Origin of the sequence: Kineococcus aurantiacus, from assembly GCF_013409345.1 — a bacterium.
GTDB lineage: Bacteria > Actinomycetota > Actinomycetes > Actinomycetales > Kineococcaceae > Kineococcus > Kineococcus aurantiacus.
In genome coordinates this window covers 4,359,526-4,375,731 of the sequence record NZ_JACCBB010000001.1, presented here as the reverse complement: position 1 = coordinate 4,375,731, position 16,206 = coordinate 4,359,526, and the positions used below count along the sequence as shown (strand labels likewise).

15 protein-coding genes are annotated in these 16,206 nt (G+C 74.4%); 7 read left to right on the top strand and 8 right to left on the bottom strand.

What is annotated here, in order from left to right:
• Nucleotides 1-18 precede the first annotated feature (18 nt).
• From BJ968_RS20915 to flgB, 6 genes are all read right to left on the bottom strand, one after another.
• Nucleotides 19-768: a FliH/SctL family protein gene (locus BJ968_RS20915; protein ID WP_179755123.1), complete on the bottom strand. Its 750-nt coding sequence runs from the start codon at nt 766-768 to the stop codon at nt 19-21.
• The gene (gene fliG / locus BJ968_RS20910) at nt 752-1,777 is read right to left on the bottom strand and encodes a flagellar motor switch protein FliG (protein ID WP_179755121.1); all 1,026 of its coding nucleotides are present in this window, start codon (nt 1,775-1,777) and stop codon (nt 752-754) included. Before fliG ends, BJ968_RS20915 begins: the two co-directional genes overlap by 17 nt.
• 3 nt (nt 1,778-1,780) lie before the next feature.
• Nucleotides 1,781-3,400, bottom strand: coding sequence for a flagellar basal-body MS-ring/collar protein FliF (fliF, locus tag BJ968_RS20905; protein WP_179755119.1), 1,620 nt, complete (start codon nt 3,398-3,400; stop codon nt 1,781-1,783).
• Nucleotides 3,400-3,735: a flagellar hook-basal body complex protein FliE gene (fliE, locus tag BJ968_RS20900; protein WP_179757122.1), complete on the bottom strand. Its 336-nt coding sequence runs from the start codon at nt 3,733-3,735 to the stop codon at nt 3,400-3,402. Before fliE ends, fliF begins: the two co-directional genes overlap by 1 nt.
• A 107-nt stretch (nt 3,736-3,842) precedes the next feature.
• Nucleotides 3,843-4,238, bottom strand: a complete 396-nt coding sequence (gene flgC, locus BJ968_RS20895; protein WP_179755117.1) for a flagellar basal body rod protein FlgC — start codon at nt 4,236-4,238, stop codon at nt 3,843-3,845.
• Nucleotides 4,239-4,294: 56 nt separating this feature from the next.
• The gene (gene flgB, locus BJ968_RS20890) at nt 4,295-4,645 is read right to left on the bottom strand and encodes a flagellar basal body rod protein FlgB (RefSeq protein ID WP_179755115.1); all 351 of its coding nucleotides are present in this window, start codon (nt 4,643-4,645) and stop codon (nt 4,295-4,297) included.
• A gap of 440 nt (nt 4,646-5,085) precedes the next feature.
• On the opposite strand from flgB, the gene BJ968_RS20885 reads away from it, so the two are divergent.
• The 5 genes from BJ968_RS20885 (at nt 5,086) to BJ968_RS26985 (ending at nt 12,253) form a co-directional block, all read left to right on the top strand.
• Complete coding sequence (locus tag BJ968_RS20885; RefSeq protein WP_179755113.1) at nt 5,086-7,194, top strand: methyl-accepting chemotaxis protein; 2,109 nt, start codon at nt 5,086-5,088, stop codon at nt 7,192-7,194.
• Nucleotides 7,191-7,775 carry a hypothetical protein gene (locus BJ968_RS20880; protein WP_179755111.1) on the top strand — a complete coding sequence of 195 codons (585 nt, stop codon included), beginning with the start codon at nt 7,191-7,193 and terminating at the stop codon, nt 7,773-7,775. The genes BJ968_RS20885 and BJ968_RS20880 overlap by 4 nt, the downstream gene beginning before the upstream one ends.
• Before the next feature lie 157 nt (nt 7,776-7,932).
• Entirely contained in the window at nt 7,933-8,772 is an 840-nt protein-coding gene (locus BJ968_RS20875; protein WP_179755109.1) for an EamA family transporter, read from the top strand.
• Between the two features lie 77 nt (nt 8,773-8,849).
• Entirely contained in the window at nt 8,850-11,192 is a 2,343-nt protein-coding gene (locus BJ968_RS20870; RefSeq protein WP_179755107.1) for an EAL domain-containing protein, read from the top strand.
• Nucleotides 11,189-12,253, top strand: a complete 1,065-nt coding sequence (locus BJ968_RS26985; RefSeq protein WP_179755105.1) for a GNAT family N-acetyltransferase — start codon at nt 11,189-11,191, stop codon at nt 12,251-12,253. Before BJ968_RS20870 ends, BJ968_RS26985 begins: the two co-directional genes overlap by 4 nt.
• Here the strand turns inward: BJ968_RS26985 and BJ968_RS26980 are convergent.
• Both BJ968_RS26980 and BJ968_RS20855 read right to left on the bottom strand, forming a co-directional pair.
• On the bottom strand, nt 12,232-13,173 hold the full coding sequence (locus BJ968_RS26980; protein WP_179755103.1) for a M48 family metalloprotease: 942 nt from the start codon (nt 13,171-13,173) through the stop codon (nt 12,232-12,234). The two genes, BJ968_RS26985 and BJ968_RS26980, sit on opposite strands and share 22 nt — an antisense overlap.
• Nucleotides 13,174-13,195: 22 nt before the next feature.
• Nucleotides 13,196-13,588, bottom strand: coding sequence for a BlaI/MecI/CopY family transcriptional regulator (locus BJ968_RS20855; protein WP_179755101.1), 393 nt, complete (start codon nt 13,586-13,588; stop codon nt 13,196-13,198).
• Between the two features lie 119 nt (nt 13,589-13,707).
• On the opposite strand from BJ968_RS20855, the gene BJ968_RS20850 reads away from it, so the two are divergent.
• Both BJ968_RS20850 and cydB read left to right on the top strand, forming a co-directional pair.
• Nucleotides 13,708-15,144, top strand: coding sequence for a cytochrome ubiquinol oxidase subunit I (locus tag BJ968_RS20850; protein ID WP_179755099.1), 1,437 nt, complete (start codon nt 13,708-13,710; stop codon nt 15,142-15,144).
• A gap of 19 nt (nt 15,145-15,163) precedes the next feature.
• A complete protein-coding gene (gene cydB / locus BJ968_RS20845; RefSeq protein WP_179755097.1) occupies nt 15,164-16,189 on the top strand; it encodes a cytochrome d ubiquinol oxidase subunit II in 1,026 nt (341 codons plus the stop codon).
• The last annotated feature ends 17 nt before the right edge of the window (nt 16,190-16,206 follow it).

Here is a 16,206-nt window from a genome sequence, read left to right as displayed (position 1 = left end):
GGTGGGACACCAGCTGGGTCACGCCAGGACTCCGTTCGTGCCCTCTCCGACGAGGGCAGCCAGGGCGCGGGAGACGCTGGCCCGCAGGCCGGCGTCCACCTCGGTGTCACCCTGGCGGGCGACGGCGTCACCCGGTGCGACGGTGGGGTCGGGGAGGAAGCTCACGAGTTCTGTGTCGGACAGCGAGTGCTTCCCCTTGAGGGCGTCACCCGTCAGGGCCATCAAGTCCTCGGGGTTGACGCGCACGGTGACGGGCTTCTCCCCGTCCAGGGGCTTCAGGGCGCGGCGCACGGCCTCCCCGACCTGGGAGTCCATGAGCTGGACCTCGCGGTCCAGGACGGCCCCGGCGAGCTCCAGGGCCAGCTCCAGGACGGTGTCGGCCAGGGCGCCGACGGCCGGTTCCCGCTCGGCGCGCAGGGCGTCGCCGGCGGCCAGCAGGGCCTCCTCGGCCCGGGTGCGGACCGCGCGGCGCTCGTCGCGGTCCAGCCGGGCCGCGGTGTGCGCGGCCTCCTTCTGGGCCTCCAGCTCGGCGGCGGCCTTCTCCGCCGCCTGCCGCATGCCGGCGGCCCAGCCGGCGGCGTAGCCCTCGGCGCGGGCCCGCTCGCGGCGCGCCGCGAGCTCCTCGGTCTCCTCGCGCTGGGCGAGGTCGAGGCCCACGAAACCGCGGGCCGAGGTGCTCGTCGCGGCCGGGACCGCGACGAACACCCGGGGCTCCCGGCCCGTGGCGGGCCGGGAGTCGGCGAGCTGGAAGCTACGCGACGAAGTCATCGTCACCACCGCGCGTCAGCACGATCTGGCCGGACTCCTCGAGCTGGCGGATGATCGCGACCACCTTCTGCTGCGACTCCTCGACGGCGGACATGCGGACCGGGCCCATGAGCTCGATCTCGTCGAGGAGGTTCTCGCGGGCGCGCTCGGAGACGTTCTTGAGGATCTTGTCCCGGACCGTCTCGGTGACGCCCTTGAGAGCGGTGGCCAGGTCGGCCGTCTCCACCCCGCGCAGCACCAGCTGGATGGCGCGGTCGTCGAGGGTGGTGATGTCCTCGAAGACGAACATGAGGCCGCGGATCTCCTCGGCCAGCGCCGCGTCCTTGGCCGCCAGGCCCTCCAGGATGGAGCGCTCGGTGCCGCGGTCGGCGCGGTTGATGATGTCGACCAGGGGCTGGACGCCGCCGACGGCGGTGTTCGTCTTGGCCTGCAGCACCGTGGAGGTGCGGCGCTGGACGACGTCCTCGACGAGGCGGACGTACTCGGAGCTGGTCGCCTCCATCGTCGCGATGCGCAGCGCGATGTCGGCCTGCATCTCCGAGGACAGCCCGCCGAGGATCATCGAGGCCTGGTCCGGGCGCAGGTGCGCCACGACCAGGGCGATGGTCTGCGGGTGCTCACCGGTGAGGAAGGTGAGGATCTGCTGCGGGTCGGCCTGGTGCAGGAACTGGAACGGCTGCACGACCGCGGCCTCGGCGACCCGGCCCAGGACCTCCGCGGCCCCGTCCGCGCCCAGCGCCCCCTCCAGGAGGGACTGGGCGTAGTCGAGCCCACCGAGCCCGCCGCGCAGCGGCGAGGCGATCATGGAGTGGAACTCCTCCAGGACCACGCCGGCGACCTCGGGGCTGACCGAGCGCAGGCGCAGGATCTCGGCGGTCAGCTCCTCGATCTCCGCGGGGCGAAGGTGACCCAGCACCTTCGCGGCGTTCTCCTGACCGACCTGCAGCAGCAGGACGGCGGCCTTCTGCGCCCCCGTCAGGGGAGCGACCTCGAGCTCGGTGGACACCACGGGTCAGGACCTCCGATCGGCGAGCCAGCCGCGGAGCAGTTCCGCGACTTCCTCGGGCTGGCGGGAGACGAGTTCGACGACCTCGGTGCGGCGGGCGGCCGCGGCCTCCAGGGCCGGGTCCACCGGTGCTGCTTCGAGCGCCACAGGCTTCTCGACCGCCGGGGCGATCTCCTTGAGGTCCTCGCCCGGGGCGGTGATGTCGCCGAGCTGGAGGGGGTCGACGTCCAGGACGTCGACCGTCTCCACCTTGCGGCGGCGGAAGGCGACGAGGATGACGATCAGCATGATCAGGACGAGCAGGGCCAGGGCCGCGGTCTTGCCGTACCCGATGAGCTGCGCCTGCTGGTCGGCCTTCTCGGCCTCGGCCAGCTCCTCGGCGGCGCTGGCGGCGGCGGTGGTGTCGAACGCGGTCTTGACGACCGTGATCTGGTCCCCGCGGGTCGCGTCCACGCCGGCGGCCTGGGTGGCGATCTGGGTGACCTGGTTGACGTCCGCGGCGCCCGCGGCACCCTTGGCGCCGGCGTTCAGCACGACCGAGACGGTCTGCTTGGTGACCTTGCCGGGGGCCTGCTTGATGACCGTGTTGGTCTCGTTGATCGCGTTGTTGCTGGTCGTGTCGTCCTTGGCGTAACCACCGCCACCGGTGGTGCCCGTGGTGCCGGGGACCGCGATGTTGTCCGGGCCCAGGACGCCGGTGGCGGCGGTACCGGCCCCGGAGCCCTCGTAGGTCTCGGTGCTCTTGGACTGCGCCAGCGGGTCGATCCTGTTCGGCTGGGTGTACTCCTTGGACTGGACGGTCTTGTCGTCGAAGTCCAGGGTCGCCTTGACGGTCGCCTTGACGTTGCCCTTGCCGTAGATGCTCTCCAGGTACGTCTGCAGGTCCGAGGAGGCCGAGGCGTTGTAGTCGCTGGTCTTCTCGTTCTGCGCGCTGGAGCCGGTGCCGTCGGTGGACAGCGTGTTGCCCTGGTCGTCGACCACGGAGACGTTCTTCGGGTCCATGCCCTCGACGCCGCCGGCGACGAGGTTGACGATCGCGGTGACGTTGTCGTTGGTCAGCGTCGTGCCCGGCTTGAGCTTGAGCAGCACCGACGCGGTGGTCGGGTCCTGCTCGTCGAGGAAGACGTCCTTCTGCGGGACGGCCAGGTTCACGACGGCCTTCTGCACGCCGTCGATCGAGGAGATCGTGGTGCCCAGGACGTCCTGCAGCGCGATCTGGTACTTCTTCTGCTGCATGAACTCGGAGGTGGTGACCCCGGAGTCCTCCAGCAGCGTGTACCCCGAGCCGGTGTCGGCGGGCAGGCCCGCGCCGGCCATGGCCAGGCGCTCGGCGTCGACCCGGTCGGCCGGCACGAGGACGGTCTTGCCGCCGTCGGCCAGCTCGAACTCCACGCCGTCGGCGGTGAGCTTGTCGGTGATGGCGCTGGCGTCGGTGCCCGACAGGTTCGTGAACACCGGCGCGAACGTCGGCTTGGACGCCCACTGGGAGAAGACGACCGCGCCGGCGACGAGGGCGGCGACCACCGCGATGACGACGGCCTTCTGGCCCGTCGAGAAGGTCCGGAAACCGGAGACGAAGTTCTTGGCGTTCTCGACGATCGCCGCGCTTCCCTTGGCCTTGGCCATCAGACCTGCATCCTCATGATCTCGTTGAAGGCGTCGACCGCCTTGTTGCGGACAGCGACGGTGAGCTGAGTGGCCAGCTGCGCTTCGTTGCTGGCGATCATGTAGTCGTGGACGTTGGTGAGGTCACCGGTGGCCGCCTTGAGGGCCAGGTCGTCCGAGGTGGACTGCAGGCCCTGGAGCTTGTCCAGGCCGCCCGAGAGCAGGGACGCGAAGTCCGTGCCCGAGCTGCCGCCCACCGGGGTGCTCGCCCCGACGCCCGCGGTGCCGGTGACCGTGACGGGCGCGACGCTGCCGGTGTAGGAGACCCCGCTGCCGCCGCCGATCGCGCTGGTCATCTGCGCGTTGTCGGTGTCGGCGATCCCCTGGCCGTAGCCGGTGGCCAGCGTGCCCAGGGTGTTGGCGACGTCGCCGACGCCACCGATCGACTCGATGCTCACCTAGCTCACCCCTTCCCGAGCTGCAGGGCGGAGGAGTAGGCCTCCTTGGCCGTGGTGATGGTCTGCAGGTTCGCCTGGTAGGCGCGCTGGGCCATCATCAGGCTCGTCATCTGGCTGCTCATGTCGATGTCGGGGTACTTCACGTACCCCTGCTCGTCGGCGAGGGGGTGGGTGGGCTCGTACACCCGCCGGCCCTCGGCGCTGCCGGTGACGATGCCGGCGACCTGGGTGCCCTTGCCGTCGGCGGCCTCGGCGGCCACGACGTACTTGGCCTCGTAGGCCGGGTCGGACGTGCGGGTCGCGGTGTTGATGTTCGCCAGGTTGTCGCTGACGGCGTCCATCCACTTGCGGTTCACGGTGACGCCGGTGCCGGCGATGCCGATCGCGTCGAAGATGCTCATGGGTTTCGCTCCGGATGTCAGGTCAGGGGGCGGGGATCAGGAGGGGTGCGTCCCCGTCATTGGCTGCTCATCGCGGTGCGCAGCATCGAGTACTTGGAGTTCAGCGCGCCCAGCACCGTCTGGTAGCTGAGGTTGGTCGAGATGTTGGAGATCGTCTCCTCGTCGAGGTTGACGTTGTTGCCGTCCTCGCGGGTCGGCTCCAGCGACTTCCTCGTGGCGATGCCGGTGCTCGCGGCCGCCCGGGCGTCACCGCCGGCGACGGCGCTGGCGAGGGCGTCCTCGAACTGCACCTTGTTGGCCAGGTAGCCCTTGGTGTTGATGTTGGCGATGTTGTCGGCGATGGCCCGCTGGCGCGCCTGCAGACCGTTCAACGCGGTGTGCAGCGCGACGCTGGTGAGATCGGACACGAGGCCACCCTCCGGGGTTTCGAACTAGGGGATCTGGCGGGGATCTGCTGGGTGCTGGCTGGTGCGGACCGGGGTCCTTGAGGCTCAGACACTCCTTCGGCCCACGGGGGTGGGTCCTTGAGCCCCGACCGGTGCGCAGCAGCACGGTTCGGCGGCGATCCCCCCGTCGCGGTCACCACCGTCACCCGGACGGCGGTACCGGCCGGCCGGACCTCACGCAGGGTCAGCGCCGGCTGCCCCTCGCGGGCGGGGACGGCACCGTCCCCTCCCCCGTCCGGTCCCCCGCCGGCGTCCGGCGCGCGCCCGCGGCCGCGGCCGCGCCGCTCACCGCGCGTCCACCGGTTGGGCCGGACGGGTGACCCACGGCCGGCCCATCCAGGCCCTCAAGGTCCCGGCCGGTCCCGCCGAGGTAGGTGGCAGCGATCCACCCGTCCCACCGGATGACCGACGAGACGCCTGACGAGAAGGACACCGCCGCCACCATGGACGACGCCGAACGTTCCACCGACCCGGGGACCACGCCGGGGACCACGCCGGTGACCCCGGGCGAGCTGCCCCGGCTGGCCGCCGAGGCCGAGCGGCTCGCCGCGGGCGAACCGTGCGCGCACCGCGCCGACGTGCTGCGCGAGCTGGCCGGCTCCGTGCGGGCCGAGGCCGACGGCGAGGACGGGCGGCTGGGCCGGTGGGCCGACGCGGACCTGTTCCAGCTGCTGGACACCGACGCCGCCACGGCGCCGCTGGAGCAGCGCCGCAGCCTCCTGCGCTCGGGGTCGCTGCGCACCGTCCTGGTCTTCGCCCCGATCATGGTCACCTGGATCGGCCTGCTGTTCGCCGGCCGCGCCTACGGGGCGATGAGCCGCGCCGGTGAGGCCGACGGCGGCGAGTCGTTCCTGCAGCTGTGGCTCGACGGCTTCGGCGGGCGCACCTTCTTCTCCCTGGACCGCGTCGCCGAGCTGGCGGTCCTGCTGATCTCCGCGGCCATCGTCGCGGCCGTGGCCACCGACCGCCGCCAGCGCGTCGACGACCTCGCCGCCGCGCACGCCGACGAGTCCCACCGGACCGTCCTGCGCGCCTTCGCCGCCCGCGCCACGCTGGCGCTGGCGCCCTTCCGCAGCAACGCCGCCGAGCAGCTGGGCGCGCACTTCGAGCGCGGCCTGACCGAGCTGGGGCGCCTGGTCTCCGAGACGATCCGGCTGCACGCCGACACCAGCGAGCTCGTCGCGACCGTGCGGGCCTCGGCCCAGCACGCCATCACCGCCGCCGAGCTGGCCAACACCGGCGGCGCCGACGTGGCGCGCGCCGCGACGCAGCTGCAGGGCGCCGTCACCGAGGCCGTCAGCACCCACGGCGCGCTCATCGCCGCCGACCGCGAGCAGCACACCCGCACCCTGGCCGAGTCCACCGCGACCCTCAGCGAGCACCTGGAGCAGGTCCGCGCCGGCACCGCCGAGGCGCTGCGCGAGGGCCTGCAGGGCCGCGACCGGGTCCTGTCCGCCGTCGAGGGCGTCTCCTCGGCGGTCGAGGCCCTGTCCACCCAGACCCGCGAGTCCATCACCGAGCTGTCCACCGCGGCGGCGACCATGAGCCGGCACTCCGCCGACTTCGGCGAGGCCGTCACCGGTCACGTCGCGGCGCTGTCGACGACGGCCCGGGAGTCGGTGGAGACGATGCACGCCACCGTCGTCGAGAGCGTCCAGCAGGTCACCACGATGACCGGGGAGGCGTTCAGCGAGCACGTCTCGGCCTCGGCCGAGCACGCCGCGCAGACCATGGAGACGCTGCGCCGCGACGTCGCCCGCACCTCCGAGGCGGCCGAGGCCGCCCTGGGCACCGCGACCCACGTCCTGGCCACCGCGGCCGAGGCCGCCGACCGCCGCGTGCGGCACGAGGAGCGCCTGGCCGACCTGCTGGCCACCCAGAACGAGGTCCTGGACTCCTGGCGGGGCATCGAGAACCGCCTGGTCGAGGCCGCGCACGACATGCGCTCGGTGCCGCGCTGGCTGGAGAAGGTCCAGCACGAGCACGCCGACGCCACCGGCCGCGCGCTGCGCAGCATCGGCTCGACGCTGCGCGAGGACGTCTCCGCGGTCGTGGCGCAGACCCTGGCCATGGCCGGTGAGGACCACGTCCGGCAGGTCAACCGGGCCTACCGCGACGCCTCCCGCACCCTGACCCAGGACCTGACCCAGACCCTGGGCCACGAGCTGGGCACCGTGGTCGACCAGGTCATGGGCCAGCTCTCGCACCAGGTCGACACGCTGCCCGAGCGCATCGCGATCGCCTCGGCCCGTCAGCAGCAGCGCACGGCCCCCGTCGCCCCCCAGCGCCGCCCCGACCCGCGCCCCGAACCCCGGCCCGAGGCCCGCGCCGAGGTGCGCCAGGACGTGCGCCAGGACGTGCGGCCCGAACCCGCCCGGCGCGTGGTCCGCGCCCCCGAGCCCCGCCCCGAGGCCCGCCCCGAACCCGAGGTCGAGGAGCAGTTCGTGGCCGTCGCGCCCCGCACCCTGCAGGACCTGGCCGCCCGCCGCTACGCCCGGGTCGGCCAGTGAGGCGCCCCGCGGTCCGCGTCCGCGGCGCGCTCGGCGGCCGCCGGGAGAACGCCACCGTCGGCCTGGCCGGCTGGGTCTTCGCCGACGCGCTGCTGGCCCTGACGATCATCGGGCTGGCGGCCGGCGGGGCCGTGCACGCCGGCGCCGACGACCAGAGGGCCGTCGCGGCCACCGTGGCCCCCACCGCCCCGGCCCCCGTCCCGAGCCCCACGCCCGTCCCGACGGTGACGGTCACCGCCCCCGCGCCGGTGCCCTCGATGCCCGCGGGCGTCGCGCAGGCCCCCGTGGTGCTGCAGGTCGACGTGGACAGCTCCTCCGACGAGGCGATCCGCGCCTCGGTCGCCGCCGCCGTGCAGGACCTGGCCGCCCAGGGCCGGCACGCCGCGTTCGTCCTGACCTTCGGGACCTCCGGCGACCCCGGCAGCGGGACCGCCCTGGCCCGCCGCGTCAACGCCCAGCTCGACGTGGCGGCGCCGGGGGTCTTCACCGGCTCGGCCAAGCGCGACTTCTGGCGCGCGGTCAACGCCCAGTCCCCGCAGGCCGGGGTCGTGCAGCTGGAGCTGTACCTGTTGCAGCAGTAGCGAGATCCACACAGGTGGCGGAAGGTCCTCAAGGGGGCGCGCGCGGTGGTCGAGGAGACCCCGTGCGCGCCCCCTGCTTCGTTCCGGTCCCCGGTCCCGCCCCCGTCCACCCGCCCGTGCCCGCGTCCGTGCCCACGGCCACGCCCGGGAGCCGGGCGTGAGCGCCGGGCTGGCCCTGCTGGCCAGCGTCCTGTGGGGGTCCTCGGACTTCCTCGGCGGCAGCGTCAGCCGGCGCCTGCGCGCCGTGCAGGTCCTCGCCGTCTCCCAGGTGCTGTCGGCCCTCGTGCTGCTGGCCGTCCTCGCGGGCTCCGGTCAGCTGGGCCGGCTGCCGGCCGGCGGCTGGCTGGGCTGGTCGGTGCTCGCCGGGGTGACGTGGGCCGGGGCGATGGCCGCCCTCTACACGGCGCTGGCCCGCGGCACCATGGGCGTGGTCGCGCCCATCGCCTCCTGCGGGATGCTCGTGCCCTTCGCCGCCGGGCTCGCCCTGGGCGAGCGGCCCGGCGCGCTCGCGGTCCTCGGCGCCGCGCTCGCGCTGGTCGGGGTCGTCGGGGTGGCCGGCCCGGAGCTGTCGCCCACCGCGAAGCAGCCCTCGTCGGCGGTGTGGCTGGCCCTGCTGGCCGCGCTGCTGTTCGGCGTGGAGATCTTCGCCCTGGCCCGCGGCAGCGAGTCCTCGGTCGCCGGGTCGCTGCTGGCGATGCGCCTGACGTCGGTGGTCCTCGTCGTCGCCGCCGCCGTCGCGGGGCGCCGCGGCAGCGGCCCCGTCCAGGCCCGGGACCTGCCGGTCCTGCTGGCCCTGGGCTTCCTCGACCTCGCCGCCACCGCGGCGTTCGCCGTGGCCTCCGGGAGCGGGATGGTCAGCGTCGTGTCCGTCCTGGCGTCCCTGTACCCGGCCGTCACGGTGCTGCTGGCGCGGCGCTTCCACGGCGAGCGGCTGACCCGGGTGCAGGTCGTGGCGGTCTGCCTCGTGCTCGTCGGCGCCGTCCTGACCGCGCTCTGAGGAACGCCCACCACCCGTTCGGCGGGTCGAGCGTTGGCTCAGCGCAACCGATCCCTCCTGTGACCTTGGAGGTGGACGTGGAACCGACCGCACAGCACCGTCTGGTGCTGCCCGCGCGCGCCCAGCGCGCGGCGCACGTGCTGCTGCTGCTGTTCCCGGCGGCCTTCGTGCTCTCGACGCTGCCGGGCGTGCGCCCGCACGCGGGGTACTCCTTCGCGCTGGACGGCCTGCTGAACAACCTCGCCTACGAAGCCGCCGCCGCGCTGTGCCTGGTCCGCACGCTGGGCCACGACGGCCCGCGCCGCGGCGGGTACCTGCTGACCGCCGCGCTGGCGGTCTACGGCTCCGGCAACGTGTTCTGGACCGCCTTCGTGCGGCCGCTGCCCGACCAGCCCTACCCCTCCGGGGCGGACGTGGGCTTCCTGCTCTTCTACCCGCTCGTCTTCGTGGCCCTCATCCTGCTGGCCAAGGGCCGCGACGCCCGCCACGCCCGCAGCCTGTGGCTCGACGGCGTCGTGGGGGCGCTGGCGGTCGGGGCGGTCGCCGCCGCCGCGGTCATCGGCCCCATCGTCGCCACGACCGGTTCCTGGGCCGCGGTCGCCACCACCACCGCCTACCCGGCCCTGGACCTGGTGCTGCTCATGGTCCTGGCGGCCGTGCTGGCCCTGTTCGGCTGGCGCCCCCCCAAGGGGCTGTGGCTGCTGGCCGCCGGGCTGGTCGTCTTCGTCGTCGCCGACGTGGCGTACCTGTTCTCCACGGCCACCGGCACCTACGTCTCCGGCGGGCTCACCGACGGCGTCTGGGTCACCGGGGTGGTGCTCATGGGCTTGACGCCCGGCTGGACCTCGGCGCCGACCGGGCCGCGGCTGCCGGCCTGGGCGCTGCTGTCCATCCCCGTGCTGGCCACCGCGGCCGCCCTGGGCGTCCTGGTCGTCGACCACCGCTACCCGCTGCACCCGGTCGCCATCGCGGTCGCCGCGGCCACCGTGCTCAGCGCGCTGGCCCGGCTCCTGTTCACCCTGCGCGAGGTCACGCGCCTGGCCGAGCAGCGCGAGCTGGCGCAGACCGACGAGCTCACGGGGCTGGGCAACCGCCGCGCCCTGTACGGCCGCACGCCGCAGCTGCTGGCGGGGTCAGACGGGGACGACCACGTGGCTCTGCTGCTGCTGGACCTCGACGGGTTCAAGGAGGTCAACGACAGCCTCGGGCACCACGCCGGGGACGCCCTGCTGCGCGACGTCGCCCGCCGCCTGCGGGAGATCGCCCACAGCCCGCGCAGCGTCGTCGTGCGCCTGGGCGGCGACGAGTTCGCCGTCGTCCGCGCGGGCGTGGGCACGGACGAGGCGCTGGAGCTGGCCACGGCGCTGCACGAGGCCCTGCACCAGCCCTACGACCTCGAGGGTGTCCACGTCCGCACCCGCGGCAGCATCGGCGTCTCGGTGCTGCCGGTGGGGACCGCGGAGCTGACCACGCTGCTGCGCCAGGCCGACGTGGCCATGTACCACGCCAAGGCGCGGCAGCTGGGCAGCTTCGCCTACTCCCCCGACGTCGACGAGTTCGCCTCCGGGGAGCGCCTGGAGACCGCCGAGCTGCTGCGCTCCGACATCGCCGCGCGGCGGATGCTGCTGCACTACCAGCCCAAGGTGGACGTCGCGACCGGCCTCGTGCACGGCGTCGAGGCGCTCGTGCGCTGGGAGCACCCCCGGCGGGGCCTGCTGTTCCCCGACGCCTTCCTCCCCGTCGTCGAGGCCGCCGGGCTGATGGAGGACCTCACCCGCGCCGTGCTGGAGCAGGCCCTGGACCAGGCCGCCCGGTGGTGGCGCGCCGGCCGCCCGCTGGCGGTCGCGGTCAACCTGTCGGCCTCCTCCCTGGGCGACGCCCGGTTGCCCGACCGCGTCCAGGACCTGCTCACCGCCCGCGGCCTGCCCGCCCACCTGCTCGAGATCGAGATCACCGAGGACTTCCTCATGGCCGACCGCGAGCGCGCCCAGGTGATCCTCGAGGGCCTGCGCCGGCGCGGAGTGCGGGTGGCCGTGGACGACTACGGGACCGGCTACTCCTCGCTGGCCTACCTGCGCCAGCTCCCCCTGGACGACCTCAAGCTCGACAAGTCCTTCCTCACCGACCTCGTGGGCGACCCGCGGGCCCTGGCCATCGTCCGCTCGACGATCGTGCTGGCCCACTCCCTGGGCCTGCGCCTGGTCGCCGAGGGCGTCGAGGACGAGGAGACCAGCCGGGAGCTGGCCGCGGCCGGCTGCGACGTCCTGCAGGGCTGGCTGTACGCCAAGGCGCTGCCCGCCGACGCGCTGGACCGCTGGCTGCTCGAGCACGTCCCCGTCCCCGCCCTCGTCCCCGCTCCCGTCCCCGATCCCGTTCCCGCTCTCGTCCCCGCCCCTGCGACGCCTGGACCTCTCTCGTGAACCTCACCTGGACCCTGACCCCGACCGTGCCCGCCCAGCGCGACGTGCACGTCCTGACCGGCCCCGAGGCCGTGCGCGAGGCCGTGCACGCGTCCGGTGCCCCCTCGCCGACCGCGGCGACCGCCTCCCCGGCCTGGGTGCGCGCGGCCTCGGCCGGGGCACCACCGGCCTCGCTGTGGGCGGTGCAGCTGCGCAGCGCCGGGCGGGTGGAGGCGCTGGCCGTCCTGCGCGACGACGTCCACGACGACGGGACCTCCACGCGGCTGCTCACCGGTGGCGACGGCTACGAGGCCGGTGTCCTGGCCGCCTCCCCGAGGGCGGCCCGCGCGCTGGGGGCCGCCCTGGCCGCGCAGGCCGACCGCCGGGGCACGGCGCTGCGGCTGGAGGACCTGCCCGACGACCCGCTGGTCCGGGCGCTGGCCGCCGGCGCGGGCGCGCGGGTGCGCGCGCTGGACCCGGTGCCGGTCGTCGTGCGCCCCGGTGAGGGCGAGGCGCTGGTCAGCGCCGGGATGCGCAAGAACCTGCGCAAGACGGCCAACCGGCTGCGCACCGACGGCGTGGACGTCGAGCTGCGCATCAGCACCGACCCGGCGGCCTTCGCAGCGGCGGTGCCGGAGCTGGAGGTGGCCTACCGCGACCGCGACACCGTCCACGGCATCGCGTGCGCGCTGGACACCCCGCAGGGCCGGCGCACGTGGCGCTCGCGCCTGGAGGCGCTGGGTGAGCTGGGCCGCCGGGAGCTGGCCGAGCTGCGCCTGGACGGGGAGCTGGCCGCGTACGTCGTCGGCGTGCCCGGGGGCCCCCGCTACGGGATCTTCGAGGGCCGGTTCGTGACGCGCTGGGCGCGGTACTCCCCCGGCCGGCTGCTGGAGCACGCGGTGCTGGAGCACGCCTTCGCCAGCCCGGGGGTGCAGGTCGTGGACTGGATGACGGGGGTGGCCCCGGAGACGCTGCTCGCGGTGAGCCGCTTCGAGTCGCGCCTGTGCCTGGACCGGCCGGCGCCGGACCGGGTCCCGCCGGTGGGTGCGCGCCGGGTGCCTCAGCCCGCCAGCGCGCGGTAGCTGGCCTGCAGCCAGGGCACGGCGACGGCCAGGGTGGGCCCGCCCAGGACGACGGCGGCGGCGGCGTAGACGGCCACCGACAACCCCCGGGGGGCGGGCCGGGCGGCCAGGCGGCGCACGCGGGCCAGGGCCGCCGAGCCCACGGGCATCTCCGACTCCACCCCGCCGCCCGCGTCGGGCTGGCCCGCGAGGGCGACCAGGGCGCGGGCCAGCGGCAGGGAGCCGGTGCGCCGGCGGGCGGAGTCGTCGGCGAGCATCTCCACGAGCAGCCGCACCGAGTCGAGGGCGGCCTGGCTGGAGACGACGCGGGGGAAGGCGGCGTGCAGGGCGGTGAAGCCCTCCAGCACGAGGTCGTGGCGGGCGCGCAGGTGGGCCCGCTCGTGGGCCAGGACGGCGCGGACCTCCTCGGGGGTCAGGGAGTCGAGCATGGCGTCGGAGACGACGACGCGGGCGCGCACGCCGGGGACGCAGTAGGCGACGCGGCCGGGGCCGGTCAGGACGCGGACACCGGTCTGGGCCAGCAGGGCGGCGTCGACCTCGGAGGTGGACTCCTTGCGGTGCAGCAGGTCGACCATCTCGCGGTGGCGGTTGCGGCGGCGGCGGGTGCGGATGCCGACGAGGGTGGCCACGACCCAGAAGCGGACGGTGACGACGGCGACGAGGGTCGAGCCGAGCCCGATGAGGGTCGTCTGGACGGGGCCGTGCCGTTCGAGGAAGGGGAAGCCGGGTTCCTCGGTGAACAGCAGAGACAGGGAGGCCAGCCCGGCGCCGAGGGTCGCCAGGACGGCGGCCAGGGCGATGGACTGCCACAGCACGAGGGCGGCGCGCGGCACCTGCCAGGTCCAGCGGGCGCGGGCCAGCAGGGCCGGGACGGGTCCGGCCAGGAGCAGCGCCAGTGCTGCGAACCAGACGGCGGTCACCCGGAGAACCTACGGGGTCCGGTCAGGCGGTGGGGGCCGCGTCCCCCGGGCCGCCGGCGGCGATCTGGTCGAGGGCCTCGCGCAGGGCGGCGGCCTCGGCGGGCGAGACACCGCCGATGAAGTGGACGAGGGCGGCCTGGCGGTCGTCGACGGTGGGCACGCCGCCGAGGGCGTCGAGCATGAGCTCGGCGACCATCTGCTCGCGCGAGGCGGCCGGGGTGTAGCGGAAGGCGCGGCCCTCGCGCTCCTGGCGCACGACGTGCTTCTTGGCGAGGCGGTCCAGCACCGTCATGACGGTCGTGTAGGCGATCTTGCGGTGCTCGGCCAGCTGCTCGTGGACCTCGCGCACGGTCAGCGGCCCGGGGGCCGCCCACAGCCGGTCCATGACGTCGCGTTCGAGTTCTCCCAGGCCCACGCGGGGATGTTACGTCAACCACACCGGTGAACGCGAGCCGTCGTACTACCGATGGGCGTACTACGCTTAGTCGTAGTACGACGCACCGTCGTAGTAGCCCCGGAAGGACCGGACCCGCTGTGACCATCGAGGCGCTCACCCGTCTGCAGTTCGCCGTGACGACGCTGTACCACTACCTCTTCGTGCCGCTGTCGATCAGCCTCGCGCTGTTCACCGCCGTCCTGCAGACCGCCCACGTGCGGCACGTGGCCCGCACCGGCGACGACCGCTACGGCCGGCTCTCCCTGCTCGTCGGCAAGCTGCTCATGACCACCTTCGCCGTCGGCGTCGTCACCGGCCTGGTCCAGGAGTTCCAGTTCGGCCTGTCCTGGAGCGCCTTCGCCCGCTTCTACGGCGACGTCTTCGGCCCCACCCTGGCCGTGGAGGGCATGCTCGCCTTCTTCCTGGAGGCCACCTTCCTGGGGCTGTGGTGGTTCGGGCGCGACCGGCTGCCGGTGCTGGTGCACCTGGCCACCATCTGGGTCGTCGCGGTCGGCACGGCCATCAGCGCCTTCGTCATCCTCGCCGCCAACTCCTTCATGCAGAACCCCGTGGCCTACACCGTCGACGCCGCCACCGGCCGCGCCCGCCTCGGCAGCTTCCGGGACCTGCTGCTCAACGAGCTCAACCTCGCGGCCTTCCCGCACACCTACGCCGGGGCCGTCATGGCCGGCGGCGCCCTGGTCATGGCCGTCGGCGTGTGGCACCTGCTGCGCGGGCAGTACGCCCACGGCACCCCCGAGTTCGCCGCCTTCCGCACGCTGTCGCGGTTCGGCGCCTGGGCCACCCTCGCCGGCGGCGCCCTCGTCTCGATCAGCGGCGACCTGCTGGGCAAGGTCATCACCGAGGTCCAGCCGATGAAGATGGCCGCCGCCGAGGCGCTGTACCGGACCACGACCGGCGCGCCGTTCTCGATCTTCTCCTACGCCCCCCTGGGCAGCGACGACCCGACGTTCTCCGTCGAGGTGCCCGGCTTCCTGTCCTTCCTGGCCAAGGGGTCCTTCACCGCGCAGGTCCTGGGCCTGAAGGACCTGCAGGACGCCTACGCCGCGCAGTTCGGCCCCGGCGACTACACGCCCTCGATCCCGGTGGCGTTCTGGAGCTTCCGGCTCATGATCGGCGTCGGGATGTTCGCCGCGGTCGTCGCGCTCGTCCACCTGTGGGTCACGCGGCGGTCCCGCACGCTCGACCCCGACCCCCGGCTGGCCCAGGGGCTGCTGTGGTCGGTCGGCCTGCTGCCCCTGCTGCCGCTGTTCGCCAACTCCTTCGGCTGGATCTTCACCGAGACCGCCCGCCAGCCCTGGCTCGTCTTCGGCCTGTTCAAGACCTCCGAGGGCGTCTCCCCCGGCCTCAGCTTCGCCGAGGTCGCCACCAGCCTCGTCGCCTTCACCCTCGTCTACGGCGCGCTGGCCCTCGTCTGGGTCAAGCTCGCGGTCCGGCTGGTGCGCCGGGGGCTGCCCGAGCTTCCGGCCCCGGCGCCCGAGCCCGCCGACGACGAGCTCACCCCGAGCTACTGACCCCGAGACCCCTGGAGAGATGACCGTGGACCTGCCCGTCCTCTGGTACGGCGTCACCGTCCTGGCCTGGGTGCTGTTCTTCGTCCTGGAGGGCTTCGACTTCGGCGTCGGGTTCCTCGGGCCGCTGCTGGGCCGCACCGAGGCCGAGCGCGGCGCCGCCGTGCGCACCGTCGGCCCCGTCTGGGACGGCAACGAGGTGTGGCTCGTCGCCGCGGTCGGCGTGACCTTCGCCGCCTTCCCCGACTGGTACGCCGCCCTGCTGTCCGGCCTGTACCTGCCGATGATCGCCCTGCTGCTCCTGCTGGCCGTGCGCGGCGTGGCCATCGAGTTCCGCGGCAAGCACGACACCGCCCGCTGGCGCGACGGCTGCGACGCGGCCCTGGCCACCAGCTCGCTGCTGCTGGCCGGGACCTGGGGCGCGGTCCTGGGCGTCCTGGTCTCGGGCCTGGCGCTGTCGCCCGACGGGGAGGTGCACGGCGGCGGCCTCACCCGCTCGCTGGCCCCGGTGCTCGGGCCGTGGGCCGTCCTGGGCGGTTTCGCCGGCGTCCTGCTGGCCACCGTCCACGGCGCCACCTTCCTGTCGCTGCGCACCACCGGCGTCCTGCGGGTGCGGGCCCGCCGGCTGACCGTCGCCGCCGCCCCCGCCCTCGTCGTCATCGCCCTGGCCCTGTTCATCGCCGCCGGGCACGCCGTCGTGGCCGCCGCCGCGGCCCTGCTGGCCCTGGCCGCGGTCGCCGCCTGGCGCCGGGCCGAGGCCCTGGCCTTCGCCGCCACCACCGCGGCCGTCGCCGGTACCGTCGTGGCGGTGTTCACCGCGCACCTGGCCGAGGGGTCGCAGGTCCTGCTGCGGTCCACGCTGTCCCCCGCCGGGGACGTGACGCTGCGCGCGGCCGCGGCCTCCGACGGGGCGCTGCACCTCATCACCGTCGCCGGGGTCGTCGTCCTGCCCGCCGTCGTGGCCTACCAGGCGTGGTCGTACTGGGTGTTCCGCCGCCGGGTCGCCACCGGGTTCGCGCGCGAGCCGCGGGTCCGCGTCGCCCGGTGAGCGGTCCGGGGAGCGGT

What these genes read in the sequence shown, in the direction of transcription:
- BJ968_RS20915 (WP_179755123.1), bottom strand. Translation starts at nt 768, where the DNA reads ATGACTTCGTCGCGTAGCTTCCAGCTCGCCGACTCCCGGCCCGCCACG.
- fliF (WP_179755119.1), bottom strand. Translation starts at nt 3,400, where the DNA reads ATGGCCAAGGCCAAGGGAAGCGCGGCGATCGTCGAGAACGCCAAGAAC.
- fliE (WP_179757122.1), bottom strand. Translation starts at nt 3,735, where the DNA reads ATGACCAGCGCGATCGGCGGCGGCAGCGGGGTCTCCTACACCGGCAGC.
- flgC (WP_179755117.1), bottom strand. Translation starts at nt 4,238, where the DNA reads ATGAGCATCTTCGACGCGATCGGCATCGCCGGCACCGGCGTCACCGTG.
- BJ968_RS20885 (WP_179755113.1), top strand. Translation starts at nt 5,086, where the DNA reads ATGACCGACGAGACGCCTGACGAGAAGGACACCGCCGCCACCATGGAC.
- cydB (WP_179755097.1), top strand. Translation starts at nt 15,164, where the DNA reads ATGACCGTGGACCTGCCCGTCCTCTGGTACGGCGTCACCGTCCTGGCC.